The sequence below is a fragment of the Flavobacterium chilense genome (assembly GCF_001602525.1).
GTDB lineage: Bacteria > Bacteroidota > Bacteroidia > Flavobacteriales > Flavobacteriaceae > Flavobacterium > Flavobacterium chilense.
The window spans coordinates 166,715-192,543 of record NZ_LSYT01000001.1 but is presented as its reverse complement, the minus strand read 5'-3'; the positions used below and the strand labels follow the sequence as shown (position 1 = coordinate 192,543).

24 protein-coding genes are annotated in these 25,829 nt (G+C 32.9%); 12 read left to right on the top strand and 12 right to left on the bottom strand.

Translation table 11 applies throughout. The features are described from left to right. Positions 1-129: 129 nt before the first annotated feature. The 5 genes from A4F88_RS00675 to A4F88_RS00655 form a co-directional block, all read right to left on the bottom strand. Positions 130-2,478, bottom strand: a complete 2,349-nt coding sequence (locus tag A4F88_RS00675; protein ID WP_068841420.1) for a S9 family peptidase — start codon at positions 2,476-2,478, stop codon at positions 130-132. A 205-nt stretch (positions 2,479-2,683) separates the two neighbouring features. Further along, positions 2,684-3,517, bottom strand: coding sequence for a Cof-type HAD-IIB family hydrolase (locus tag A4F88_RS00670; protein ID WP_068840621.1), 834 nt, complete (start codon positions 3,515-3,517; stop codon positions 2,684-2,686). Between the two features lie 130 nt (positions 3,518-3,647). Beyond that, a complete protein-coding gene (locus tag A4F88_RS00665; RefSeq protein ID WP_068840620.1) occupies positions 3,648-4,010 on the bottom strand; it encodes a DUF1801 domain-containing protein in 363 nt (120 codons plus the stop codon). A gap of 13 nt (positions 4,011-4,023) precedes the next feature. Further along, positions 4,024-4,824, bottom strand: a complete 801-nt coding sequence (locus A4F88_RS00660) for a hypothetical protein (RefSeq protein ID WP_068840619.1) — start codon at positions 4,822-4,824, stop codon at positions 4,024-4,026. 144 nt (positions 4,825-4,968) lie between these two features. Continuing rightward, a complete protein-coding gene (locus A4F88_RS00655; RefSeq protein WP_068841419.1) occupies positions 4,969-5,919 on the bottom strand; it encodes a PhoH family protein in 951 nt (316 codons plus the stop codon). Positions 5,920-6,201: 282 nt separating this feature from the next. Between A4F88_RS00655 and A4F88_RS00650 the strand changes: the two genes are divergently transcribed. From A4F88_RS00650 to A4F88_RS00615, 7 genes are all read left to right on the top strand, one after another. Next, positions 6,202-7,029, top strand: a complete 828-nt coding sequence (locus tag A4F88_RS00650; protein WP_068840618.1) for an SAM hydrolase/SAM-dependent halogenase family protein — start codon at positions 6,202-6,204, stop codon at positions 7,027-7,029. A gap of 279 nt (positions 7,030-7,308) precedes the next feature. Further along, a complete protein-coding gene (locus tag A4F88_RS00640) occupies positions 7,309-7,605 on the top strand; it encodes a putative quinol monooxygenase (RefSeq protein WP_068840616.1) in 297 nt (98 codons plus the stop codon). 75 nt (positions 7,606-7,680) lie between these two features. Next, entirely contained in the window at positions 7,681-8,406 is a 726-nt protein-coding gene (gldF, locus tag A4F88_RS00635; protein ID WP_068840615.1) for a gliding motility-associated ABC transporter permease subunit GldF, read from the top strand. After that, positions 8,406-10,091 (top strand): gliding motility-associated ABC transporter substrate-binding protein GldG, encoded by a 1,686-nt coding sequence (gene gldG / locus A4F88_RS00630; RefSeq protein ID WP_068840614.1) that lies wholly within the window; start codon positions 8,406-8,408, stop codon positions 10,089-10,091. Before gldF ends, gldG begins: the two co-directional genes overlap by 1 nt. 106 nt (positions 10,092-10,197) lie before the next feature. Then, positions 10,198-11,316: a DNA polymerase III subunit beta gene (gene dnaN, locus A4F88_RS00625; RefSeq protein ID WP_068840613.1), complete on the top strand. Its 1,119-nt coding sequence runs from the start codon at positions 10,198-10,200 to the stop codon at positions 11,314-11,316. A 202-nt stretch (positions 11,317-11,518) separates the two neighbouring features. Then, entirely contained in the window at positions 11,519-11,815 is a 297-nt protein-coding gene (locus A4F88_RS00620) for a hypothetical protein (protein ID WP_068840612.1), read from the top strand. A gap of 315 nt (positions 11,816-12,130) precedes the next feature. Continuing rightward, a complete protein-coding gene (locus A4F88_RS00615; RefSeq protein ID WP_068840611.1) occupies positions 12,131-12,760 on the top strand; it encodes a DsbA family oxidoreductase in 630 nt (209 codons plus the stop codon). A 280-nt stretch (positions 12,761-13,040) separates the two neighbouring features. Here the strand turns inward: A4F88_RS00615 and A4F88_RS00610 are convergent, their stop codons facing one another. Beyond that, on the bottom strand, positions 13,041-14,813 hold the full coding sequence (locus tag A4F88_RS00610; protein WP_068840610.1) for a MutS-related protein: 1,773 nt from the start codon (positions 14,811-14,813) through the stop codon (positions 13,041-13,043). A gap of 70 nt (positions 14,814-14,883) precedes the next feature. Continuing rightward, positions 14,884-15,720, bottom strand: coding sequence for a universal stress protein (locus A4F88_RS00605; RefSeq protein ID WP_068840609.1), 837 nt, complete (start codon positions 15,718-15,720; stop codon positions 14,884-14,886). 183 nt (positions 15,721-15,903) lie between these two features. Between A4F88_RS00605 and mnmE the strand changes: the two genes are divergently transcribed. The 4 genes from mnmE to A4F88_RS00585 all read left to right on the top strand — a co-directional run bounded on the left by mnmE (position 15,904) and on the right by A4F88_RS00585 (position 19,850). Further along, positions 15,904-17,304 carry a tRNA uridine-5-carboxymethylaminomethyl(34) synthesis GTPase MnmE gene (mnmE, locus tag A4F88_RS00600; RefSeq protein WP_068840608.1) on the top strand — a complete coding sequence of 467 codons (1,401 nt, stop codon included), beginning with the start codon at positions 15,904-15,906 and terminating at the stop codon, positions 17,302-17,304. Positions 17,305-17,479: 175 nt separating this feature from the next. Continuing rightward, positions 17,480-18,340: an AraC family transcriptional regulator gene (locus A4F88_RS00595; protein WP_068840607.1), complete on the top strand. Its 861-nt coding sequence runs from the start codon at positions 17,480-17,482 to the stop codon at positions 18,338-18,340. A gap of 80 nt (positions 18,341-18,420) precedes the next feature. Beyond that, positions 18,421-19,221, top strand: coding sequence for an inositol monophosphatase family protein (locus A4F88_RS00590; RefSeq protein ID WP_068840606.1), 801 nt, complete (start codon positions 18,421-18,423; stop codon positions 19,219-19,221). Then, positions 19,218-19,850, top strand: a complete 633-nt coding sequence (locus A4F88_RS00585) for an NAD(P)-dependent oxidoreductase (RefSeq protein ID WP_209442813.1) — start codon at positions 19,218-19,220, stop codon at positions 19,848-19,850. Before A4F88_RS00590 ends, A4F88_RS00585 begins: the two co-directional genes overlap by 4 nt. A gap of 177 nt (positions 19,851-20,027) precedes the next feature. On the opposite strand, the gene A4F88_RS00580 is transcribed toward A4F88_RS00585, so the two are convergent. Continuing rightward, positions 20,028-21,422, bottom strand: a complete 1,395-nt coding sequence (locus A4F88_RS00580) for an aldehyde dehydrogenase family protein (RefSeq protein ID WP_068840604.1) — start codon at positions 21,420-21,422, stop codon at positions 20,028-20,030. Positions 21,423-21,830: 408 nt separating this feature from the next. On the opposite strand from A4F88_RS00580, the gene A4F88_RS00570 reads away from it, so the two are divergent. Further along, a complete protein-coding gene (locus A4F88_RS00570; protein WP_082815665.1) occupies positions 21,831-23,183 on the top strand; it encodes a phosphatidylinositol-specific phospholipase C in 1,353 nt (450 codons plus the stop codon). Between the two features lie 16 nt (positions 23,184-23,199). Here the strand turns inward: A4F88_RS00570 and A4F88_RS00565 are convergent, their stop codons facing one another. From A4F88_RS00565 to A4F88_RS00550, 4 genes are read right to left on the bottom strand one after another with little or no spacing between them, the layout of a single operon-like run. Further along, complete coding sequence (locus tag A4F88_RS00565) at positions 23,200-24,234, bottom strand: ATP-grasp domain-containing protein (protein ID WP_068840601.1); 1,035 nt, start codon at positions 24,232-24,234, stop codon at positions 23,200-23,202. A gap of 11 nt (positions 24,235-24,245) precedes the next feature. Continuing rightward, complete coding sequence (locus tag A4F88_RS00560) at positions 24,246-24,956, bottom strand: NRDE family protein (RefSeq protein WP_068840600.1); 711 nt, start codon at positions 24,954-24,956, stop codon at positions 24,246-24,248. Beyond that, entirely contained in the window at positions 24,944-25,432 is a 489-nt protein-coding gene (locus tag A4F88_RS00555) for a hypothetical protein (protein WP_068840599.1), read from the bottom strand. The genes A4F88_RS00560 and A4F88_RS00555 overlap by 13 nt, the downstream gene beginning before the upstream one ends. Before the next feature lie 2 nt (positions 25,433-25,434). Further along, on the bottom strand, positions 25,435-25,821 hold the full coding sequence (locus A4F88_RS00550) for a DoxX family protein (RefSeq protein ID WP_068840598.1): 387 nt from the start codon (positions 25,819-25,821) through the stop codon (positions 25,435-25,437). Between the last annotated feature and the right edge of the window lie 8 nt (positions 25,822-25,829).

Genomic DNA, 25,829 nt, shown 5'->3' with positions numbered 1-25,829 from the left:
AAGCTTTAATTATACTGTGTTTAAACGAATCTGCTAAGTTAGAAAAGTTTTTTATTTACAATCCTGATCAAAATATAAAGTCCCGTTTATAAATCATAAACGGGACTTTATATTTAGACGACTTATCTTTTACTTTTTCAGCAAAGTCGAATTAAACAAATTCAAAATTCTGCTGTATTCATCAATCCACGAATACGTTTCTTTAAATCCATGAGATTCAACCGGGAAAGAAGCCAGACTCCAGTTCTTTTTCTGTAATTCTATAAAACGCTGAGACAAACGTACAATATCTTTATACTCCACATTATCATCAACCATTCCGTGTAACATTACCAGATTTCCTTTTAAATTATCTGCGAAATAAATTGGCGAACTTTTCTTGTAAGCTTCGGGATCAGTTTCAGGAAAATTTAAAATATTTCCTGTATATCCATGATTGTAATGTGCCCAGTCAGTGACAGAACGTAACGCAGCACCTGAAGCAAATTCGCCCGGAGTAGTTAACATTCCCATTAAAGTAATAAATCCTCCGTAAGAACCTCCGTAAATACCTACTCTGTTTGCATCAATTCCGTATTTCTCTACTAAATATTTTTTACCGTCTAAATGATCTGATAAATCTTTTCCGCCCATAAAACGGTAAATTCCGGTTCTAAAATCACGTCCATAACCATCACTTCCTCTATAATCGATGTCTAAAACAGTATAACCTAAATCAGTCAGCATATTATGGAACATATATTCTCTGTAATAATTACTCCAGTAATTGTGGGCATTTTGCAAATAACCTGCTCCATGAACAAAAATTACAGCTGCTTTGTTCGCGTTTTCTGCTTTTGGAGTATACAATCTTGCATTTACAGGAGTTCCGTCCTGAGCTTTGAATGTAATTACTTCCGGTTCTCTCCATTTATAGCTTTTGAAATTTTCAGAAACCGAAGAAGATATTTGTTGTAAAGTAGTATTCTTTTTATTGTCTGCAATATAAAAATCCCAAGGAATGTTTTTATACGAATAACGAACTAAAAGCGACTTTTCGTCCAGAGAAAGTACTACTTCATGTGCTCCATCTTTAGTTAAAATTGGTTCTAAAGCGCCTCCGGTTACAGCAAGTTTATAAAAATTTCTGTTACCCGGATGTGTCATATTTGTTGTTAAATAAAATGCTTTTTTATCATTAGATAACGTTACATCACGAACTTCCCAGTTTCCGCTAGTAAGTTGTGTTTTCTTATTCGATTTTAAGTTATAGGTATATAAATGTGAATATCCTGTAGCCTCAGACTGAAAATAAATGGTTTCATTATCTCCCAGAAAACCAAGTGTTCCGGAATCAAAAGAATATGACGGAATTCCGGGACCTGCAATCCAGGCATCATCATGCTGGTATTCGATTTCTTTAAAAGTTCCGTTTTCAGGATTTAAACTTACCAGCCATCTGTCTTTGTTGTCCTGACTTCTGATTTCAACAATTCCAAAAGATCCGTCTTCGTTATAAACCGGTGGCTGCGCCATAATTAATCGGTCTTCTTTAGATTTGTTTTTTAAGTTCTCATAAGATTCATAATACTTTGGTGTATCCTGAATGTGACTTAAAGTCGAAAAATTCACATAATAAACAGTATCTTTTGCAACAGAATAAATTCCGAATTTAGTTTTTACCAGATTGGCTACAGATACTTTATTTTTTGTCTCCGGAGTTTGATTATAACCATCATCAGTTATAAAAACTTCCATTTTTTCTTTTTTATTATCTGATTCTTCTACCAGACTAAAAGTCGCATAATTTCCGTTTGGATTTGCTTTTAGGTTAAAAAAGTTGTCTTTTCCGTAGAAATATTCTTTTGCAAAATCAGATTTAACAGCTTTGCTTTTTGCCAGATTCCATTGTTTTTTAGCTTCTTTATCTCTGATAAACTGGAATAATTCTTTTTGCTGTGTTTTTAGAAATGAATCTTTTTCCGGTGTTTTTTCTTTTTTAGTTCCTTTGTTAAAGTTGGTGATTTGCAAAACCGTTCCTTCTTTAGTATTGTATTTAAAGATATTATCATTTTGCTCAAAGAACAGAACTCCGGCAGTTGCACCTAATTCCAGATTTGAAACCGGAGTACTTTGCTGAATAATTTTCTTAGTTGTTTTAATACTAATGGAGTATGAATACAAAGCTCCTTTCTCTGTATAGTAAACGATATCTGAATTTGGTTTTCTTTTAAAATCAAGTTTAGAAAAAGCCGCTTCTTTTGGCTCAACCAAAACTGGTTTCGCAGCTCCTTTTTGCCAGGAATAAGTACTTGCTCCTAAATCGTCTGTTGGGTTCCACTCAAAATAAACTTTTTTACCGTCTAAAGACCAGCGCCCGTTTGTTGGTTGATTTCCAATAAAAGATTCGCCTTTCATTATTTCTTCTAATTTCAATGTCTGGCTTTTGCCTGTAATCGAAAAAATCAAAAAGGCAAGGATAAAAATGTTTTTTGTCATAGCATTAGTTTTTTTGAGAAAACAAAAATACACTTTGAAAATTATTAAAAAAATGTTTTTGCTATTTGCTTGCGAAATTCTTTGCCAATTATTCATCTAACAAAAAAAATCCTTGAAGTATTATCTTCAAGGATCTTATTTTTATCAAAAGTCTAAAATTTTAATTTTAAGCTCGTGTAAACATTTACAATTTATTGGTACAGTTTTATTCGCTGGCAACAAATTCTTTGTTTAAAATTTTTGTGGCAAGATAATGGGCTACACCATCCTCGGCATTTGTTTTAATAACTTCTAAATGAGGCAGCGTTTCTTTTAATGAAGCCGGTGCGTTCCCCATGATTAATCCTTTTCCGGAGGCTGACAACATTTGAACATCATTAAAGCCATCACCAAAAGAAATCGCCTGATCTAAAGTAAAACCGGCTTTTTCTAATACCATCTCGATTGCAACTGCTTTATCGATCGTTTTATCCATGAATTCTAAACAGGTTGGCAAGCTAAAAGCATGATGCAAATGTTCTGATGAATTGGCTAAAATGGCATCTTTTAGTTTCACTAATTTTTCATGATTGTCGCAGGAGAAGAAAATTTTAATTGCTCCAAAATCTTCCAGTTTTTTGTAATCAACCAATTCCGGACGGTATTTTAATTCAGCCTGAAATGCGTTTAATCTTTCGTTTACTCTGTTGGTCTGCCAAACGTTTTCCTTAAATAAAACCACTGTAATTTCAGGGTCAATCTCTACATTTAATGCTGCTTTAACCACATCGCTGTCTAAATTAAAAGAAAATAATTCTTCTTTTTCTGGTGAATGAATTCTGGCTCCGTTTGAACTTACCAGATAAACGGGAACTTCCAGCGTGTCAATAATAGCCATAGCATCAAGATGATGGCGGCCTGTAGCAACAACGATAAGGTGATTTTGATTGTGAAGTTCCTGAAAAATGGATTTGGTGTATTCTGAAATTCTGTGTTGAGGGTTGAGTAAGGTTTCGTCTAAATCACTTACTACAACTTTTATATTTTTAAGTTTTGTCATCTTAATCGTCAAATATTTGTAAGTTGCAAATTTACGGGTTTAAGACCAGTTGAGCAAAGATTACACATCCTGAAAACCTAAAATGACGCAAGTTTATTATATATTTAACTATTTCATTAAGTATTGTGTTTTAAATTTTAATAATTCCGGATTTATACAAATTCAATGCTTTCTTAATAATTAGCTCTATTTTTTCTAATGGTAAATCTTCATCAGCATTGAGCATCATAATTTTCATTCTGGAACGGCTTTCCTGAATTAAAAAAGGTTCATCAAAATGTTTCCCCTCTACAATTCCAATATAAGGCTGTTTGATTTTTTTATGAATCCAGAGATAGCAGAACATTTTTCCTTTATAAGAAAAAAAAGGCATTCCGTATTTTAGTTCATTTGTAATATTATCATCTTGTTTTAAGATAAGATCACGCAAAGCAAGAAATGTCTCTTTTATGGGATTTTCTTGATTATAGTAGAAATCATGTAATTGTTTCATAAATTGTCATAATTTATTTTTCTCTTACATCAATATAAAAAATTCCACAGTCATTAGGATCTTGGTCAGGTACTTCGAAATCATTTCCAGCATATTTAAAGCTTAATTCAAATGTTTTTGTATGCTTTTTATCATTAAAATCTCTATAGTTAATTTTAAAAATAGGTTTTGGCATTTCTAAGAATTCTTCATAAACTAATTCTTTGTTTACTCCCACATTTATTTTATGCTTTAGAACAGTGTAATAAATATGACAATCCATGATTATTCTTGGTACTGTTTGACCTTTTCCATTTTCCCCATTACTCTCTGGCAATAAATAGTCAATACTTTGTTGTCTAGCTAAAGATTCAGAATCAAAAAATATCCAAACATCTTTTGCTTCATCTCTAAAATAAAACCCTTTATGATCTTCTTCAAACTTGAAATTATCTGGAAACATTTGCTTTAATATTTTAGATGCTTTTTTATAATCAAATTCCCAATGTCCCTCAACATATTTCGCTGTGCCAAAACCTATATTCTGCAACAAGTAATACACAGAAATATGCTTCTGAACTTCTTTTTTTTCTTTCTGATCATTTCTTGAATATTTGCATGTTTTGAATGCAAAATTATTTTTTTTACTCAGAAATTTATCAGCAAAGAAAAATGCTACAAAACTATCTAAAATGATTTCAGGTTTATAAGAACTTAATCTTTGTTTTTTTACTTGGAATATTGCTATTATTGCTATAATGGCAGTGAAAAATGTTGCCAAATTAGCTAGAATAGAAATTACATCTTTTGTATTGGATAAGTCAAAATTAATCACAGTGTAAATATTTAAATTATTAAAAAATTGATTAAAAAAATATTCGTTTTATACCTTTCTAAAAAAGAACAGATATAAAACGAATATTAATAAATGTTAAAACACATTTCACGATTTACATTTAACATTTCACTAAAATAAAACTTAATCGTGATTTTCAATTTGCTTGTAAGCATCGATTACCTTTTTGACTAATCTGTGACGAACAATATCTTTATCATCCAGATAAATAATTCCGATACCTTCAATGTCTTTAAGAACCAAAATAGCTTCTTTAAGACCAGAAATAGTACGTCGTGGTAAATCGACCTGCCCGGGATCTCCTGTAATCATAAACTTCGCGTTTTTTCCCATACGGGTTAAAAACATTTTCATTTGTGAATGTGTGGTATTCTGGGCTTCATCGAGAATTACAAAGGCATTGTCAAGTGTTCGCCCACGCATAAATGCCAAAGGCGCAATCTGAATAATTCCTTTTAAAATGTAATCTTCGAGTTTTTCGTTGGGTAACATGTCGCGCAAGGCATCATAAAGAGGCTGCATATATGGATCCAGTTTTTCTTTCATATCACCGGGTAAAAAACCAAGGTTTTCACCTGCTTCTACCGCCGGACGGGTTAGTATGATCCTTTTTACTTCTTTGTCTTTAAGAGCTTTTACTGCCATTGCAACACCCGTATAGGTTTTTCCTGTTCCAGCGGGTCCTATTGCAAATACCATATCATTTTTTTTAATGGTATCAACCAATAGTTGCTGGTTTGGCGTCATGGCTTTAATAATTTTACCGCCAACTCCGTGAACTAATATTTTGTCATGATCGTATGCTTTTTTTTCATCCTGACCATCACTCATAATTACGCGTTCTATTACATTATCATCAATGTTGTTGTATCTGGTAAAATGAAGCATGAGCCTCTGAAATCTCTTTTCGAATTCATCTAAAACTTCTTTTTCGCCAAAGGCTTTTAAAGTTGTCCCTCGCGCTACGATTTTAAGCTTCGGGTAGTACTTTTTAATTATTTCAAGATGAGAATCCTGCGCGCCCCAAAAGTCTTTTGGAGCGATGTCTATTAGCTCGATAATTCTTTCGTTCAAATGAGATAAATTTAAATTAAAAATAAATTTGTTTTGTAAATCTATTGCTGTCGGGTATTTTTTATAAGTCACAGTTTTTAGTCGCAGTCACACTTTTAAGTATCGATTAAAATCTCTTTTTGTTAAAAGACTGAAAACTGAAACTGAAAACTTAGACTACTATATATTTTATCGCAATTTGTCTTTTGTTTCTTTCAATTTGCATTTAGTATTCTTAGATTTGCATTTCTCAAATTTAATGAAAATTAGATTTAAATACTACCAATAGTTATAAACAAAATGATGTCAATAATTACCCTTACTACTGATTACGGCTTAAAAGACCACTTTGTTGGTTCGCTGAAGGGTAAAATTCTTTCTGAACTTTCAGATGCAAGAATCATTGATATTTCGCATGACATTGATCCATTTAACACTGCCGAAGCAAGTTACGTTATTGGTGCTTCTTATTTAAGCTTCCCAAAAGGAACTGTTCATCTTATTGGTGTCGATATTGAACGCAACAAAGAAAACCAGCATATAGCCATGCAATGGAACGATCATTACTTTATATGTGCTGATAATGGTATCTTAAGTATGCTTACGCAGAAAATCGTTCCGCAAAAAATTGTCGCTATCAATATACACGATCGTTTTCCTGCTGAATCCAGCGATTTGGACATTTTTATACAAGTTGCCTGCCATATTGCAAAGGGCGGATTACTGAATGTAATTGGTAAAGAAATTCCATCGGTTAAAGAAGTAACCGAATTACAGCCGGTTGTCGCCGCAGATGGAAACTCCCTAAAAGGATATGTGATTTATATCGATCATTTTGGAAACGTGATCACGAATATTTCTAAAAAACAATTTCTGGAAATTTCGCGTGGACGTCCGTATGAAATTGTGATGAAACCAAAAAGCATTAAAACCATTTTGCCTAATTATTCGGCTATTGCTACTTCTGAAAAATATCCAATTAAAACGTATGAGGGCGAAAAACTGGCTATTTTTAACGAAGCGGGTTTTCTTGAAATTGCCATTTTTAGAAGTAATCCATCAAAAGTAGGTTCTGCAAATAGTTTATTAGGACTGAATTATCGAGATGTGATTACGATTCAGTTTTTATAGAAATAGCCCACAGATTTAACTGATTAAACTGATTTTAATTCGTCTTTTTTATCATTTCGACGAAGGAGAAATCTCCACGAGTAGCTCTACAAAGATTGGCGCCATTTTTTGCGGAGTTTCTTGCGAAGATTTCTCCTTCGTCGAAATGACAATATTGTCTAAAAAACTATTAAAAATTTTTATAAAAACAACAATCAATTTTGGTACTTTTGCGCACCTGTAAGACTTTAGATATTCAAAAAATCTAAACGCTACAATCAGAAATCTAAAATTACAAATATGTTCGTTAGAATTGTAAAAATGAGTTTTCATGAAGACAAAATCCCGGATTTTCTGGAGAATTTTGAATCAGTGAAAGATAAAATACGAAATGCAGAAGGAAATCGTTTTTTAGAATTGTATCAGGATAAAAATAATAAATGCATATTTTTTACATACAGTTATTGGGAAACCGAGCAAGATTTGGAAAATTACAGACAATCTGAGCTTTTTGATACGGTATGGAGTTTTACAAAGAAATTATTCAATGCAAAACCTGAAGCGTGGAGCGTTGACAAATTGGTTAGTTTAAATTAGTTTCATGTTTCAAGTTTCACGTTTAGCGAGTAACTTGAAACATGAAACTTGAAACAATAAAAAACAAAAACACAAATGAAATCAATCATTTTAAGAGAGATAAAATCCTTTTTTGGTTCTCCTATTGGCTATCTGGTCATTGCTGTTTTCTTAATTAGCAACGGGCTATTTTTATGGGTATTTGAAGGAGATTACAATATATTAAATACAGGTTATGCTGATTTGACTCCGTTTTTCACTTTAGCCCCATGGATTTTAATTTTCCTGATTCCGGCTGTTACCATGAGAAGTTTCTCTGACGAAAAAAAACAAGGCACGCTGGAGTTGCTTTTAACCAAACCATTGTCAATTTGGGAAATTGTAAACGGTAAATTTTTAGGTTCGCTCCTTTTAATTGTTTTAGCCATAATTCCAACATTTATATATGTAAAAGTAATTTCAAATTTAGGCTCTCCTGAAGGAAATATTGATATGGGAAGTACTATTGGTTCTTATTTTGGATTATTATTTCTGATCGCTTCTTATTCTGCAATTGGAATTTTTACTTCTACCCTGTCCGAAAATCAAATCGTAGCTTTTATCATTGCAGTTTTCCTGTGTTTTATTTTTTATTTTGGATTTGAAGGTCTGGCTTCATTAATTCCGGGACAGTCCAGTATTATATCGGCATTTGGTATGCAGGATCATTTTAAAAGTATGAGTCGGGGCGTTATTGATACTCGCGATGTTATTTATTTTTTAAGCATCACAGTATTATTTTTGTCTTTTACTGTTTATCAATTAAAATCTTTTAAAGCGTAATGAAAGCATCTACTCAAAAAAATATCAAAACATTAGGTATTACTGTTTTTGTTTTAATCGTTTTAAATGTATTGGGAAGTTTATTTTTCCACCGATTTGATTTAACAAAAGACAAACGATATACTTTATCCGAAACCTCTTTGCAAATTGTAAAACAGGTTAAAAACCCTTTATCCATCAAAATCTACATGCAGGGTGATCTTCCGCCAGATTTTAGACGTTTACAGCAGGAAACCAAACAATTACTCGAAGAATTTCAGGCTTATAATAGCAATATTGTTTTCGAATTTGTTAATCCTCTTGAAAACGAAGACGAAAGCATGGATATGATAAAATCTTTGTATCAAAAAGGTCTTACTCCAATAAACATTACAGTTGACGATAAAGGAAAGCAATCTCAGGCTATGGTTTTTCCGTGGGCAATTGCAGTTTACAACAACAAAGAAGTCAATATTCCTTTATTGAAAAATATAATGGGCGCTTCGACTACCCAAAAAGTAATTGGATCTATTCAGCATTTAGAATATTCGATTGCCGATGCGATCAATAAAATCAGCAAAGACAAACAAAAGAAGGTTGCTATTATAAAAGGAAATGGAGAATTAAGTGAAATTCACATTGCCAAATTATTGAGACAAATTCGCGAAAGCTATTACATTGGACCTTTTACATTAGACTCAGTAGCTAAAAATCCAAACGGAACTTTAGAGGCGCTAAAAAAATACGATTTAGCAATTATTTCAAAACCTACTGAAACTTTTTCTGACGAAGAAAAACAAGTTCTGGATCAGTACATCATGAATGGTGGTAAAACGTTATGGTTAATCGATCAGGTTGCGGCTGATATGGACAGCTTATACAATCAGGCGGGCGCAACTTTAGCGTATCCGAGAGATCTGAATCTGAATGATATGTTCTTTAAATACGGATTCAGAATCAATCCTGACCTGGTAAAAGACGAAAACGGAAGTCCAATAAAATTAGCTACAGGCGAACAAGGCAGCGCAACACAATACCAGGATTTTATCTGGAAATATGCTCCGCTGGTTCAGCCAACAAGTCAGCATCCAATTGTAAAAAATCTAGGCGGAATCAGATTTGATTTTGCAAGTCCGATTGACACTCTTAAAAACGGAATCAAAAAAACAGTTTTACTGCAATCGTCTCAATATTCGAAAGTAATTGGAACTCCTGCCGAAATCAATTTAAATATTGTAACCGAGAAAACTTCTCCTCAGGATTATTTAAATAAAGGAAATATTCCACTTTCTGTTTTATTAGAAGGCTCGTTTCATTCGGCTTTCGAAAATCGTGTATTGCCTTTTAAAGAAAATTCATTTTTGGCAAAAGGAAAAGCTAACAAAATGATTGTGATTGCTGATGGTGACCTGGCGAGAAATCAATTAGACAAAAACATGATGCCTGTCGAACTGGGCTACGATCAGCGCACCGGAAACTTATACGACAACAAAGATTTTATGATGAATTGTATCAATTATTTGTTGGACGATACAGGACTTATTAACATTAGAAGTAAAGATGTTAATCTGCCATTATTAGACAAAGAGAAAGTTTACGAAAATTATAGTCTGACGCAATTCATAACTATCGGACTTCCAATTCTAATTTTATTGATTTTCGGATTCGTATTTACTTACCTACGAAAAAGGAAATACAGTAAATAGATGTTAATAAAAAAATTGCGAAACTAAGATTGTTTACGATATATTTGTAATCCGTATGTTTAGCTTCTAAATACTCAGGAATACAACAAAAAATAAAACAAAAGAGATGAAATTTATAGTATCGAGTTCGTACTTATTAAAACAATTACAAGTTTTAGGTAGTGTAATCAACAGTAACAATACGTTGCCTATTTTAGATAACTTTTTATTTGAACTAGACAATAATGAGTTGACAGTTTCGGCTTCGGATCTTGAAACTACCATGTCTGCTACATTATCAATTGATTCTACAAGTAAAGGAAGTGTTGCTGTACCTGCTAAACTTTTGCTTGAAATTTTAAAAACGTTTCCGGAACAACCTTTAACTTTTACAGTTGAAGAAAACAATACGGTTGAGATTAGTTCAAATTCTGGAAAATATGCTTTAGCCTATGCTGCAGGAGAAGAATTTCCTAAATCAGTAAGTCTTGAAGATCCTTCGGTAACTTTGGTTCCTGCTGATGTTTTGGCAACTGCAGTAAGCAAAACTATCTTTGCTGCCGGAAATGATGATTTACGTCCGGTAATGTCAGGGGTTTTCTTCCAGTTTTCACCAGAAGGATTAACTTTTGTTGCTACAGATGCTCATAAATTGGTAAAATATGCCCGTACAGATGTAAAAGCATCTCAGGTTGCTGATTTTATTATGCCAAAAAAACCTTTAAATATTTTAAAAAGTATTTTAGGAACTTCTGATGCTGAAGTAAAAATTGAATACAACGATTCGAATGCGACTTTCTCATTTGATAACTATATTTTAATGTGTCGTTTGATTGATGGAAAATACCCAAACTACGAAGCGGTAATTCCAAAAGAAAATCCAAACAAATTAATGATTGACCGTTCTTTGTTTTTAAGTTCAGTTAAGCGTGTTGCGATTTTCTCTAACAAAACGACTCACCAAATTCGTTTAAAAATTGCCGGAGCTGAATTGAATGTTTCTGCAGAAGATATCGATTACTCTAACAAAGCAGAAGAAAGATTAACTTGTGATTACCAAGGAGATGACCTTCAAATTGGTTTTAACTCTCGTTTTTTAACCGAAATGCTGACCAATCTGCAATCAGACATGATTATGTTAGAAATGTCATTACCAAACAGAGCTGGAATTCTTACTCCAGTTGATGGTTTAGAAGAAGGAGAAACTGTTACCATGCTGGTAATGCCTGTAATGTTAAATAGTTAACATCAAAACTTCTTTTTGTTACAGGGATTTTTTTTAATTTCGAATTAAAGACATATCATTGTAAAAAAAAATATCGCTATTAACCAACCATTTTTTATACCTAGAAACCGCAATTCTTTTTTTAAGATTTGCGGTTTTTTATTTGAGGTGTTTTTTATTTTTAAATCAATCAAAACAATAATCTAATTCAGAATACATTAAGATGATCGATAAAGATATTTTTTTGCAATTTATAAGTAATAATTTCAGTCATGATCAATTATATATAGAGAAGTTCAGACCCGAATTATGGTTTGTAGATATCGATTGTTTTCCAAATAAACCTTATATACTCGCTATATCTATTCTGGATGAAGAAATTCGATTTTCTACAATAGACAGAGAACCTGTTTTAGACTTTTCTTTATATGATTTTATATTCCAAGAAAACAAAGAAGCAGAGCTGTTTATTGAAAAAATTATACACGAGAAAAGTTTTCCTTTTCATCTCAAACAATAATTCTACTGTGATTTGTTCTATTTCACCTTTTGAAATATTTGCCTTCCTCCACAATTAAATACATAAGAATCAGTATGTTTTTTCTTTTACAGGTTTCAGATTGAAATGCGATTAGAATTGTGTTAATTTGCAAAGAACACAAAGTTTTTTTTAGTTCCCAGGGCTTTATAAAAACCGCAAAGCACACAAAGTTTTGTGTAAAAACTTTGTGTGCTTTGCTTACCTTTGTGCACTTTGCGGTTAAACAACACAATGCAGAAAACCTGAAACCTAAAACAAAGAAAACCTGAAACAAATTTTTCTTATTTTTGCACTATGAAAATAGAAATTTGGTCGGACATCATGTGTCCGTTTTGTTATATCGGAAAAAGACAACTGGAAACAGCTTTAGCTGAATTTCCAAATAGTGAATTCGAAATCGAATGGAAAAGCTTCCAATTAGATCCTACGATCACTCCACAATCAGGAAAAGATGTTTATACGTTTTTAGCGGAACGAAAAGGCATGTCTCTTGAACAATCCATAGAAATGCATAAAGGTGTCGCAGAACGCGCAAAAAGCGTTGGTTTGGACTATCATTTTGACAAAGCTGTTATTTCAAATTCTCTGACTGCACACAGAATTATTCATTTGGCTAAAAAGAATAATTTAGGAGATGAAATGGAAGAAATTTTCTTTAAAGCTTATTTTACCGAAGGAAAAGACTTAAATGACTCTAAAATTTTGATTGAACTTGGTGTTCAGGCAGGTTTAGATTCAAAAGAAGTAGAAGAAGTAGTAAATAATGAAAATCTTTACTTAAACGATGTTCATTCTGATATTCATGAAGCAAATCAGATTGGTGTACAAGGAGTTCCGTTTTTTGTTTTCGACAGAAAATATGCGGTTTCAGGTGCGCAGCCAGTTGAGGCTTTTGTGAATACTATTAAGGAAGGGCTGAAATAATAACATAATTTTATCATCCTGACGAAGGAAGGATGACAAATTGAAGGAAAAACCTGAACGCTCTTCGACTTCGTTCAGAGTGACAAGCTAATAAATCGTATTCATAATTGTAGAATAGTTTCTTCTAAATGAAAACGTATGCCCTAGCCCTGATAGAAGTGGAAATCCTTTTGTGGCGGGGTTCGCCACAAAAGATTGGAACGGATAGCAGGAAATAGCTCCTGATTCAAAAAAATTAAATTCCAAATTCCAAATTCCAGAAAATCTAAAATCTAAAATCCTAAATAACTCCCATTTTTTGCATTAAGAAAGTAGCACTTTTATTTTTACAGATTCCGTTACGAAGTTTGTAATCGAAATGAAGTTCGTTGTTTTGAATTTCTACCTCAAAACATTGATTGGTTAAAATATCAGGAAATTCGTTTGTCGTTAAACAAACTTCGATATCGTGTGTGGCGATGGCACCAATGGCTTTCTTAGCGATTATCTTTTTAACAACTTCAATTGTTCCGTTACGTTTGTCATCAGAGTTTGTTCCTCTTAAAATCTCATCTAATAAAACAAAAGCCGGCTGATCCTCCAATGCATCCATTATTTGTTTTAAACGCTTAATTTCGGCAAAGAAATACGATTCACTATCCGCTAAGGAATCGGACAAACGCATTGAAACTAAAACTGGAAGTGGATGTATATTAGCTTTTGAAGCACAAACAACTGAGCCTGCTCCGCCTAAAACCATATTAATCCCTAAGCTTCTTAAAAAAGTACTTTTTCCGGACATATTAGAACCGGTCAAAATCATAAATGATTGGGGATAAAAATGGGTGTCATTCCCCACTCTGGTTACAGGATTAAGCAAAGGATGACTTAAATCTGAAAAGCCAATTTTATATTCTGAATTGATTTCCGGAAAAACAAAATCAGAATTATTATAAGCCAGATTAGCAAAACTGTTTAAGGCTTCAAATTCTCCAATAATAGCAATCCATTTTTCAAGTTCAGTCGAATAATTCTCTTTCCATTTTAAAAGTGCTCTGAGAACGTGAAGATTAAACAAAAACGTTCCATTGAAAACAATTGCAGTTACAAAATTATTTATGGTATCCATTCTCGAAAACAACTCTGATAAATCTTTTAAATGCTTGCTTGCTGTAGCATTTTTAAAAACAAGCTGCTGCTGTAAATCGGTTAATTTCCTGGATTGAAATGTTTCGTTTTCAATTTTCTGAACTAATAAACTGTATTGTTTGATGATTTTATCGACATTATCTGCTTTGGCAATTTCAGATTGAATTCGCTTAAATGACTGCCCTAAAACTATCAGGTTTGCAATAAAAATATAAGTTAGATAAGATAATAAAATCGTTTTTGAAGTAATAAAATAGCCTGCCAAAAAGCCAAAAAACAAAGTTGGAAGAACGACAGAAAGTAAAACTAAAACTTTAGGTAGAATATTATTTTTAAATGAATTCCAATGTAATAACGAGTCATAAGAGTTTTTACTGTCATTACTAATTACTGCCAAAGCCAGGAAATCCTGACGCCAGTCGATTTTAGTTTTAAGCTCGTTGATGGCTTCCTGATTTTGCAGAATAGTTTCATTAGACGACAGGTTTAATAATTGACTGGCTAATGTTTTTTTTCCGACAAAAGTGGCTGTTCTGTTTATATTTTGAAATAAGGAATGATCTCCAAAAATATCCAGATCGTAAGCGTATGGATGATGGAAATCATTGAATTCAATTCCGTTTTCAAAAGGGATTTTTTCTCTTTTCAAATACGCAATTTCATTCTGGTTAATTTTTAAGATGGCTGTTGTAAGTTCTTTTTGAAAGGACAATCGGGAATGAACTCTCATTAAAAAAAGAAAACCAACAAAAGACAGAAAAGCAAAAACTACATAAAGGATTTCATTGGTTTTTATGTAGTTAAACATCAAAAACAAACAAAGAAAAACACTTAAAAGCCGCAGTATACTTATGCTATTGTATCTTTTATTGATTTTACTAAAAATTGCAGTATAGTGTTTAACCTTATTTTGATATGCTTCCATTTTTTTAATTTGAATGAAATACAAATATAGGTTTTACACTTTCATAATTGCTATTGTAATACGATAGATTTTATTCGGTTTCATGCATAACCAAAACCGGAATTGAAACTTCTTTTGCTATTTTTTTTGTAAAACTTGATTCGAATAAACTTTCAAAGAAAGATCTTTTATGCGTAATAGTAGTTAGCACATCTACATCTTTGTACAATATAAAATCAAGAATGGTTTCTTTGACTTCATCACTTGGCAATACCAAAAACTCTACATTTTCATTGGCAAACTCTTTTTCCCATTCTTTAATTGTTGCTTCTGAAACATCTGAATTTGAAGTTTTAACATACAGGCTTTTTACCTTTGCATTTGTCTTTTTAGCAATTGCTAAAACTTTTCTAAGTTCGGCTTTGTCTTTCTCACGGTAACGGGTTGTAAATCCGACCACTTTTATTTTTTTGAATTTTGCATCAGCAGGAATACATAAAACCGGAACTTTTACTTCTGAAATTACTGAACTTGTATTCGATCCGAAGAAGAACTTTGTCCAGTCTGTAACTCCTGATGTTCCCATTATAACAAAATCAATATGATCTTCTTCTACTGCATTTTTTAAATTATAGATTAAATCACCATCCATTAAACGGTGTTTTATTACAATATCATCTAGTTTTCGCTCTTCAGCAATAGCTCTTAATTTTGGAATTTCATCTTTGAACATTTCAAATTTTGCCAATTCTATAGAACTGTAAATTGCAGCATAATTTTCCGGAAAAAACTGGCTGTCGTAAACCGGAATCTCAAAAGTATGTAACAAAACAAGTTCGGCGTTGACAATTTTAGCAAATTCCAAAGCGTGTACAAATGCATTTGTGGCAGCTTCAGAAAAATCGGTTGGAAATAATATTTTTTTCATTTTGATTCGGATTTAGAAGTTATTCTCTCAAATTTAATCATTCTAAAAACAAAACAAACTGATAATTATCAGTATTTTAACATTTAATATTTTCTTAATAAATGATTATTTTAAGCGCTGCTAAAATATCCTGAGCACAACTTGACCTACACAACTTTATGGCTTTTTTTATACCTTTGCACCATGATAAATCAAGATTCTATAGTTGCACTGGCAACTCCATCTGGAGCTGGAGCCATTGCTGTCATTCGTATTTCAGGAGCTGATGCCATTTTAATAGGAAACTCCGTTTTTAAGTCTGTCAAAAACAAAGATTTAACGAAGCAAAAAACACATACTTTGCATCTGGGTCATATTGTGGATAGCCAAAAAACACTGGATGAAGTTCTGGTTTCTGTTTTTAAAGGTCCTAACTCTTATACCGGCGAAGATACGATTGAAATTTCCTGCCATGGCTCTACTTATATTCAACAGCAGATTATACAGTTGTTATTAAGAAAAGGCTGCAGAATGGCTGATGCCGGAGAATTTACGCTTAGAGCTTTCCTGAACGGAAAACTTGATTTATCTCAGGCTGAAGCTGTAGCCGATTTGATTTCGTCTGATAATGAAGCTTCTCATCAAATTGCCATGCAGCAAATGCGCGGTGGTTTTAGTAATGAAATTGCCAAATTACGTGAAGAACTTTTAAATTTTGCTTCTTTGATTGAACTGGAATTAGACTTCGCCGAAGAAGATGTAGAGTTTGCTGACAGAACACAGTTTCATGAATTGTTAAACCGAATTGAATTTGTTTTAAAACGTTTAATTGACTCGTTTGCTGTTGGAAATGTGATTAAAAACGGAATTCCGGTTGCGATTGTTGGTGAACCAAATGTTGGTAAATCGACTTTGTTAAATGCTTTATTAAACGAAGAACGTGCCATTGTATCGGACATTGCAGGAACAACCCGTGATACGATTGAAGATGAATTGGTGATTGGCGGAATTGGTTTCCGTTTTATTGACACTGCCGGAATTCGTGAAACTAAAGATGTGGTAGAAAGCATTGGAATCAAAAAAACCTTCGAAAAAATCGATCAGGCACAAGTTGTAATTTATTTGTTTGATGGTTTAAAGTTTCAGGTTTCAAGTTCTGAATTTGTTTCTGAGATTGAACAAATCAAGAATAAATATCCCCTAAAGCCTTTAGTAATTGTAGTGAATAAAAAAGATATTTTATCTGTTAATGAAGTTTCTAATATTACAACTAAGCTTGAAAATTTAAATGCAAAACTGCTATTAATTTCGGCTAAAGAAAAAATTGGTGTTGACGATTTAAAGAATGAACTACTTTCTTTTGTTAATACGGGAGCTCTTCGTAACAATGAAACAATTGTAACCAATACAAGACATTACGACTCTTTATTAAAAGCTTTGGATGAAATACAAAAAGTTAAATTTGGTCTTGAGACTAATCTTTCAAGTGACTTAATTGCACTTGATATTCGTGAAGCTTTATATCAATTTGGGCTTATCACGGGACAAGTTTCTAATGATGAATTACTAGGGAATATTTTTGCTAATTTCTGCATCGGGAAATAGAGCAATAAAAACACTACAGAATAAATACAACAAACGAGTTAACATATTTTCAAAAAGTATTTTAGCTCGTTTATTTTTTGTGATTCATTTGATGCTAGAAATCAATTGAGTAAACAAGCAATTGAGCTTTTAATCCTTATTTTTACAATGAGAAACAACTTATAATTTTCTGATATTGAAAAATCAAAACCATACTATTCAACAGTTTGAGCTTTCGCCACATGCGAAGGCAGGAATTATTATAGTAAAAATGGAAGATCAGAACGTTGAAGAACATGATATTTCTAAACCGCATCGGGATAATCATTGTCAATTGATGTTAGCGCTAAGCGGGACATACAAATTAAATATTGATTTTGTAAATGTTGAATTTTCCGGACCAGCACTATTATGTGTATTTCCAGAACAAGTACATCACATTATAGATGTAAAATCCCCGAAAGGATGGATGATTAGTTTTGACACATCACTTGTTAACAAGGAAGTATTTCAGCTTTTAGAAAATAAAATCGGGAATCCTTTTTTACTTCAGCAAGAGTCTGTTTTTTTACAACAGCTTAGTATTCTAATGGATTTAATTGAAAACATACAATTAGAGAACACCAATAACTACACTCAAAAAAGTATTCATTCTTTATTAAATGGGCTTTTAAGTCTAATTGCCGGAAAGCTTGTTTCAAATTTACTGATTGGTAAAGAGCCCGAAAACCGAAGTATTATAATCAAGGAAGCTTTTATAAACCTGACTAAAGAACATTTCAAAACATGGAAACAGCCTGCACAATATGCTTCGGCACTTTCTATTTCTGTTTCTCATTTAAATGATACGGTAAAATCATTAACAGGAAGTCCTGTATCTGTTCATATTCAGGAAGCTTCTATTATGGAAGCCAAAAGACTGCTTTATTTTACAGATAAAAACGTCAGGGAAATAGGTTATGAAGTGGGTTATGACGAACCTGTTTATTTTGGAAAACTCTTTAAAAAAATAACGACACTTACTCCTCTTGAATTTCGGAAAAAATTCCGTGATTAGAACTATCCTTCCCTTTATTGAAACTACATTAGAGCGCTGTCTTGCTCTTAATTTTGCATAGTAATTAATAACTAAATGATATGCAAAACGAAATCAACATTCCCATCATACTTGATGCGGTACGAAAAGTAGGCAGTACCTTTTTAAAAGAATACAAACAAAATGTCCTGCCGCAAAATATGAACGATCTCCTAAAACAATTAGAAGATATTGATATTCTGTGTCTTGGTTCATTGAAAACAGATTTAGCTGCGGAATTTCCGAATACACCCTGGCACATCGGAGACGAATTTGACACTGATTCACAAAGAAATCCTGCTGATCATGAAGAATACTGGCTTTGTGATGCCATGGATGGTGCTATACAATATCTTCAGCATATTCCGGGATGGACAATAAATCTGGTACTTGTACGTCATGGAAAACCTTTCTTTTCTGTAATTTATGATCCTTTGGCCGATGAAATGTTTTGGGCAAAAGATGGTGAAGGGGCTTATATGAATGATAAAGTACTGGAGCTTAGCCGTAAAACAGATTTGGCAATTATGCTGGCTGTTTTTGAGTACGGACATCAGGATAAATCTGATAATTCATTGAATGAAAAAATTGGTTCTACAATAACAAAACTGCTCGATAATTTTGGGATTGTTCGAAATTACGGACCACACGGCTTACAATTAGCTTATGTTGGTGCAGGAAGAATCGATTTGTTTGTACAGGAAGATATCGATACTTATAATTGGATGGCGGGATTACTTATAGCGAAAGAAGCGGGCGCAGAAATCCTGACAACAGAAGGAACTCCATGGAAATGGGGAAGCGAAAGTTTATTGGTTGCTCAAAAAAGTATTACTGAAAAATATCTACAAATTAAATCATGAAGATGAACATAGCCATTATAGGAGCCGGTGCGGGAATTGGATTAGAATCTGTGAAACAAGCACTTCAAAAAGGACATGTGGTAACAGCACTGTCTACGAATACAGATCAAATTCCAAATCATCCTAACCTTATTAAAATAAACGGAAGTGCTACATCGCCTATCGATTTGAGACAGGCTATAAAAGGTTCTGATGTTGTACTTATAACTGTTGGAACAAAAAATAAAAAGGCAACTACTCTGTTTTCTGACATTGCCAAAACGCTTATAAAGGTTACTGACGAATTAAATTATTCTTCGCCAGTTCTGGTAATTACAGGTTTTGGAGCCGGAGAAAGCAAAAAATATTTGAGCTTTTTTATGCGAGCGGTTATCTCTTTATTCCTTAAAGATCAGTATAACAATAAAACAGTAATGGAAGAATTAATTTCAAAAAGTGCCATTAAGTGGGAAATTATAAGACCAGGAATGCTTACAAATGAAAATAATGGTGCAGCATACAGCGTAATTTCAAAACTTCAAAAGGGAATAAAAGTTGGAAAGATTTCAAGAACGAATGTCGCGCACTTCTTAATTAATGAAGCCGAAAATCAAAAACTGCTTTATCAGTATGTAGCATTAACCAACTAGTTAAAATAAAAGAGATGGAATTTAACCTTCAGGCTCATCAGGATTTTCATAATAGTTGTATTGACAAACGCAAAGAATACAAAGCTCACTAGACTTTGTATTCTTTTTTAAACTATATCTAACTATAAAAATTCTGATGAACTTTTCGGTTGATTTTTTGTTGATGATTTTCTTAAATTATAAATATTTACTTTTAAAAACGGTTAGTTTTTCTCTTGTCATATCATTTATGGTATAAGAAATTCCACCCATTCCAAGACCAGAAGCATCTCTGCCACCAAACGGCATCCAATCTACCCTAAAAGCTGTATTATCATTCACCATAACAGCAGTAGCATTTAGTTTTTGAGCAACATCCAAAGCAATATCTATGTTTTTTGTAAAAACAGCTGCCTGAAAATGTACGTCTAAAGCATTAGCTTTTTTTATTGCTTCTTCTCTGTTTGTAAACGGATACACACATACAACGGGGCCGAAAATTTCATTAGTGGAAACTTTTGATTTTTCTGAAGGATTAAACAAAATTGTAGGCTGAAAAGTAGTATCCGAAATACGTTTTCCTCCGGCAATTAATTTAGCGCCCTCTCCTATTGCTTCGTTAACCCATTCTTCTACACGATTAACTTCTTTTGGGGTAATTAGTGAACCAACATCTGTTGTTTTGTCAAACGGATTTCCAACAATCAATTTATTAGTCGCCTCAGAAAACTCTTTTATAAAACGGTCACAAATTTCCTGATTTACATAAATTTTCTGAACTGAAACGCAAACCTGACCTGCGTGATAAAAACTTCCTTTTACCAAATCCGGAATCATTTCGCCAAAATCGGCATCACGCTCAACAATTACCGATGCTGCTCCACCATGTTCTAATGCACATCTGGTTCCCGGAGGCAATTTACTTTTTAAAGACCAGCCTACTTTTGCTGAACCTATAAAGGTTAAAAAATTAACCCTGGAATCAGTAACCAGCAATTCTGCCGTTTCATTATCACACAAAACGACTCGCAGCCATCCTTCGGGTAAACCTGCTTCTTTTAGAATATCTGCCAGCGCAAGACCAGATAAAGGTGTATTACTTGATGGTTTGAATATAACGGGACAACCTGCAGCAACAGCGGTAGCTATTTGATGCACGGCTAAATTTAACGGATGATTAAAAGCGCTAACTGCAACAACAACGCCAATAGGTTCTTTTAAAGTAAATGCAATTCTGTTTAGAGAAGCTTCTGTAAGCCCCATTGGAATTTGTTCTCCTTTTATCTGGGCTATATTTTCAGCTGCTAATTTTACCCCTTTAATCGCCCTAAGTATTTCTGCTTTAGTATCTTTATAAGGCTTACCTCCTTCGCTTATCGCTAAATGAATCAATTCTTCGCTTCTGTCATTCATTATAGAAGCTGTTTTTTCTAATATTTCAATTCTTTTAAAAGCAGGAATCCAATTTGACTGAGCTGCAAATAAATTTTGAGCGGTATCCAATATCGTATCAATATCTTTTTTACCGATCAAAGGCAATTCTTTTACCAGACTTTGATCGTAAGGGAATAGTATTTTTGTGGTCTTTTCCATAAATCTTTTGTTTTAATATATAAGCAAAAAATCACGTAATAATGATTTAAGGTCAATTTCTCGTGATTTGTTCTTTAAATTTAATTCAAATTATTGACCACCACAACGTTTTATATTAGTTTTCTCCGCTTTTCATAATTTACTTTTGCTTTTTTAAATGTATAAGACAAAAAGTATGAGGTTATTTGAAGAAATTAATCACTTGAAACTTTAAAACATTTACATGATTAAATGCTCATGCATTCCAAAATATGTCAATCGGGATTTTAAAAACTATCCAAGGTTAAAATATGACAATCAGGTAATTATACGTATAATTATAAAAATCAATTTAAATAAATTTGTCTGGATCAAACCTTTTCATTATAATTCAATTAAACAAAAGTATCAATCCAAATCTATAATTTTATGGGACAAGGCGGCTACTTAATGCTTAAAAACAGTACATCTTATCGATGGGTGAAAACTGATCATCATTCTTACCAAATGAAATCATGGGACAGTAAATTTCCAGGTATAATAGAGCCAGGCACTTCAGCCTCTATCTATATTGAATGGACTGAAGGCACTAAAAATAAAAAAGATGATTCAGGCGAAATTGATTATACTTTACAAGGAACCAATAACAAGTTTCAAATTCAGGCTCGTGCCAAAAATGGATTTGAAATTAAAGCCGCATTTCTACATATTCCCGGACTTGGTGGTGAGGTTTCACTTGGGTGGAATCATAACGGGGCAATATATTTCACTCTGATTGGGCAAAATCCAAAATTTAGTTTCATTGCCTCAAATCAGTCTCATCCAAATTGGATGGAATTTCTTCCTGATTCCTGTAGTATTGCTTCGCTTACGGTTCCCGGCACACACGACTCCTGTACATTTGGAATAAACGAAGGTTTGATAAAAGGACTTCCGAATGAAGTATTAGCAATGTTTCATACTGTCACGGCTCTTGCTGTACCTATCATTCTAGGACTAACCAAGTGCCAGGACTTGACTATAAGACAACAACTTGACCTTGGTATACGTTTTCTTGATATCCGAATACAAAAAAGTGGTAATAAACTTGAAGCTTATCATGGCGGTATACGCCTGCATATGAACTTCTCAGAAATCTTAACTGAATGTTACCGTTTTTTAGATCTTAATAAAAAAGAAACCATACTCCTGTCTGTGCAAAATGAAGGAAGCGGCAAAAATCCTATCAAGGATCTTGTTGAAGCAGAAATAAAGAAAAATATTAAGTATTGGGCTACACAGGAAAAAGGCACTGAAACAATTCCAAGAACAACCATACCTTCTCTTGGTCAGGTTCGTGGAAAACTTTTACTAATAAGACGATATTCATCTGATGAAGATTATGGGATAAATGCTTCAAGCTGGCCGGATAATTCAGACTACTTTGAACGTAAAATAAACAATATTGATGAAAAAATAGAGGTTCAGGATGCCTATAAAGTCGCTACTCTTTTTAACATTCATACTAAATGGGAAAAAGTTGAGAAACATTTTCAAAGATCTACAAGTCATCCTGATCATAAATCACTCTTTCTAAATTTTGCCAGTGGTTCGTCCACAGGAGCATATCCCTATACTGTCGCATATCAAGGTGACGGTGTGACTATTAAGGGGGTAAACAGCAGAATGCTGGAATATTTGAAAAATAATTATTACAAGCAGAAACTAGGTGTTATTCCCCTGGATTTTCCCGAAAAAACGACAAATTTGGTTACAGCCCTGATCAATTGCAATCCATTTTAATTTATTCTTTTCATTTTCAAAAATTTATAATCTTATTATTTTGTGCCAGATGCAACCTGTATTCGCGAATTCCAACTTTATAATTTAAATAAGGAACTCCCATTTTGTGGTTTTCTGCACTAATTTCATACATATATCGAATGTGACGTGCCAATTCTTTCCAGGCAAACCAAACAGAATGTTTAGGATCATAAATATGAGTTGGTTCACTTGCTGCTCCGTTAAGTTCTACGATTTGAAAATTTTCTCCTCTTTCTAATTCTTCAAAAGTGTTGTACATAATATCAAAACGTCCGAAATAAAATTCAGGGATTTGAAAGGCTATTTTATTAATCATGGCTGTTAATTTTGGGGTAATCAAATTACTGCCATCAAGAAATTTTGCTCCGCGTGCATGGTTTCCAAACGGAACTAAATTTATCATTTCACCATTTTGCAAAACCTGATGCAATTGTGTTCCATATTCCTGCTGTAATACTTCGAGCTGCAATTGAAATCTTGGTGTTTTACAAATCAAATCTTCAATCGTAGAAATTCCGTCACCGGTTACAATTAAAAATTCTTTAGAAACAATTCCTGTAATTTTGCCTTCTTTTTGATGTGGATGACGTACATAAAAAATACCTACTTCATTTTTAAACGGAATTAAATCCTGTATCAAAAAATCAAAGTTTGCTTTGTTTGCATATTCATTCAATTCATATACATTTTTGATTTTTTTTACACCAGAACCCCGCAAACCAATATCCGGTTTAGCAATCAGAGGAAAATAAACTCTGTTCTCAACTATCATACTTGCGATCTTTTTAAGATCTGTATTTTCCCTGATTAAAATGGTTTTTGGGTAATGTTCTTTGGGAAGCAAATCGTAAATCTTTTTTTTACTTTCCATGATAAAACCGCCATTTTTAATTTTGGGGTTAGAGGCATTAAAAAAGAATACAGATCTTGCTTTAATTGCATAATATGCCCAAAGAAAATAAATAGGAACATACAAAACCTGAAATGGCCAATACTCCCAATTGCTTACTTTATGGAAAAATAGTTTCATATTACTTGTTTTTAAATACTTAGAAATGATGTTGAAAAATCTTTTGTTTTAATCAAATCATGGTACGTCATAGTACATTTATTCTGCCTGATTACAACCTGTGTTACACTTAGTGTTTTTAAAGTATTTTCTCTGTTAATAATTAAGCCGTTTTCAGAATCATTACGTTGTGTGTTTCTATGAAAATCCAGCATATCCAGAGCTGTAATTTCATTCTTATCTTTCAAAAAATTAAAAAACCAATCTGAACGTCTTTTTCTAATTTCCTCAGGATATAAAGTAACTGACGACCAAATATAATTTTTGGTTTGATCCAGCAACTTCTTCCATTTAGAAAAACCATCCCAAATCAGTTCATACAATTCTTCTTTCTGGTACAAGACTAATGTAAATGGCTCAATGTGATCGAGATTAATTTCATTCCAAAAATCCTTTGGAGACAAACCAGAAATAATATCCAGAGCAATCAATCCGCGGCTTTTTCTATAAAGAGAGGCAGGATTGTGTTTTTTTATTCCGCCATTCAAAAGAACCAGTGCAACTCCATTTTCATCTACTGCAAACCAGGTTCCCCCTGCTTTTGAATCTTTTGGATAGGTTATATTTTTGCCATTCAGGCAATAATTTCTTGGGGCAAGGGCTTCAGGGCGAATTACTTTTTCGTCCCGATTTGAAGTTATTATTGCAACCCCATTATTATTTACAAAACTTACTGTACACATTGTTTTCTATATTCTATGGTTGAACGCGCCACACCAAAATTTTCACTAACAGAAATGTCTTTAAGCTGCAAAACCGCTACTTTTATCAATGCCTGATGATGAATACAGTGTTCCAGGTTATAAAGCAATTCTCTATAATAATTACTTTGAATCCTGATAGAAAATCCATCAATTAATTGCTCTAAATAGATGATTTTGTTTTCGCTTTTCAATCCTGTTTTTATCTCTGCTATAACCTGTTTTGCAAATTCAGTTTCGGTTTGAATACGAATATTTCTTTCGCGTTTATCGTAATTTAAAATTTCGGACTCATAACCATTTTCAAGACATTGATACATCTCCAAAATATGCCTTACATGTTCTCCAATTGTTGCTTTACTTAAAGCTTCACATGATTTTGCATAATCATAATCTGATAACTGATCTAATAGAGAAATTAATTCATCTAAACTATGGCGTATTGATTTTAGTAACATAGCTATTTTAAATTTAGAAGATTAAACAATTTATTTTTATTGAAATAAAGCAATGCTAAACAACATATTAAAGTAATAATGGCTAATAAAAACAGAAGACCTCCGTCATTTTCAACAACTATTCCTAAAACAAATAAATGCGACAAAATTGCTCCGGTCATTATTCCGGATCCGCCCAAAGCTCCAATCCATGTAGTACGTGGCATAAGGATTAAAACGGAACAAATCAATTCAGCAATCCCCGTCCCGATTCTTCCGTAAGGTTCTATTCCTAAAGCAGAAAAAATATAAACGCTTTCTGCTGCTCCGCTAAATTTGAAAAATAAGGTTTGCAACAAGATTCCTGCTGTTGCTACTCTTAAAATCCAGATTAATTTTTCTGTTTTCATGATTGCTT

Bases quoted from the DNA above. Each gene is read 5' to 3' on its own strand.
- A4F88_RS00675 (WP_068841420.1), bottom strand. From the start codon at position 2,478: ATGACAAAAAACATTTTTATCCTTGCCTTTTTGATTTTTTCGATTACA.
- A4F88_RS00670 (WP_068840621.1), bottom strand. From the start codon at position 3,517: ATGACAAAACTTAAAAATATAAAAGTTGTAGTAAGTGATTTAGACGAA.
- A4F88_RS00665 (WP_068840620.1), bottom strand. From the start codon at position 4,010: ATGAAACAATTACATGATTTCTACTATAATCAAGAAAATCCCATAAAA.
- A4F88_RS00650 (WP_068840618.1), top strand. From the start codon at position 6,202: ATGTCAATAATTACCCTTACTACTGATTACGGCTTAAAAGACCACTTT.
- A4F88_RS00640 (WP_068840616.1), top strand. From the start codon at position 7,309: ATGTTCGTTAGAATTGTAAAAATGAGTTTTCATGAAGACAAAATCCCG.
- gldF (WP_068840615.1), top strand. From the start codon at position 7,681: ATGAAATCAATCATTTTAAGAGAGATAAAATCCTTTTTTGGTTCTCCT.
- gldG (WP_068840614.1), top strand. From the start codon at position 8,406: ATGAAAGCATCTACTCAAAAAAATATCAAAACATTAGGTATTACTGTT.
- dnaN (WP_068840613.1), top strand. From the start codon at position 10,198: ATGAAATTTATAGTATCGAGTTCGTACTTATTAAAACAATTACAAGTT.
- A4F88_RS00620 (WP_068840612.1), top strand. From the start codon at position 11,519: ATGATCGATAAAGATATTTTTTTGCAATTTATAAGTAATAATTTCAGT.
- A4F88_RS00615 (WP_068840611.1), top strand. From the start codon at position 12,131: ATGAAAATAGAAATTTGGTCGGACATCATGTGTCCGTTTTGTTATATC.
- A4F88_RS00610 (WP_068840610.1), bottom strand. From the start codon at position 14,813: ATGGAAGCATATCAAAATAAGGTTAAACACTATACTGCAATTTTTAGT.
- A4F88_RS00605 (WP_068840609.1), bottom strand. From the start codon at position 15,720: ATGAAAAAAATATTATTTCCAACCGATTTTTCTGAAGCTGCCACAAAT.
- mnmE (WP_068840608.1), top strand. From the start codon at position 15,904: ATGATAAATCAAGATTCTATAGTTGCACTGGCAACTCCATCTGGAGCT.
- A4F88_RS00590 (WP_068840606.1), top strand. From the start codon at position 18,421: ATGCAAAACGAAATCAACATTCCCATCATACTTGATGCGGTACGAAAA.
- A4F88_RS00585 (WP_209442813.1), top strand. From the start codon at position 19,218: ATGAAGATGAACATAGCCATTATAGGAGCCGGTGCGGGAATTGGATTA.
- A4F88_RS00580 (WP_068840604.1), bottom strand. From the start codon at position 21,422: ATGGAAAAGACCACAAAAATACTATTCCCTTACGATCAAAGTCTGGTA.
- A4F88_RS00570 (WP_082815665.1), top strand. From the start codon at position 21,831: ATGGGACAAGGCGGCTACTTAATGCTTAAAAACAGTACATCTTATCGA.
- A4F88_RS00565 (WP_068840601.1), bottom strand. From the start codon at position 24,234: ATGAAACTATTTTTCCATAAAGTAAGCAATTGGGAGTATTGGCCATTT.
- A4F88_RS00560 (WP_068840600.1), bottom strand. From the start codon at position 24,956: ATGTGTACAGTAAGTTTTGTAAATAATAATGGGGTTGCAATAATAACT.
- A4F88_RS00555 (WP_068840599.1), bottom strand. From the start codon at position 25,432: ATGTTACTAAAATCAATACGCCATAGTTTAGATGAATTAATTTCTCTA.
- A4F88_RS00550 (WP_068840598.1), bottom strand. From the start codon at position 25,821: ATGAAAACAGAAAAATTAATCTGGATTTTAAGAGTAGCAACAGCAGGA.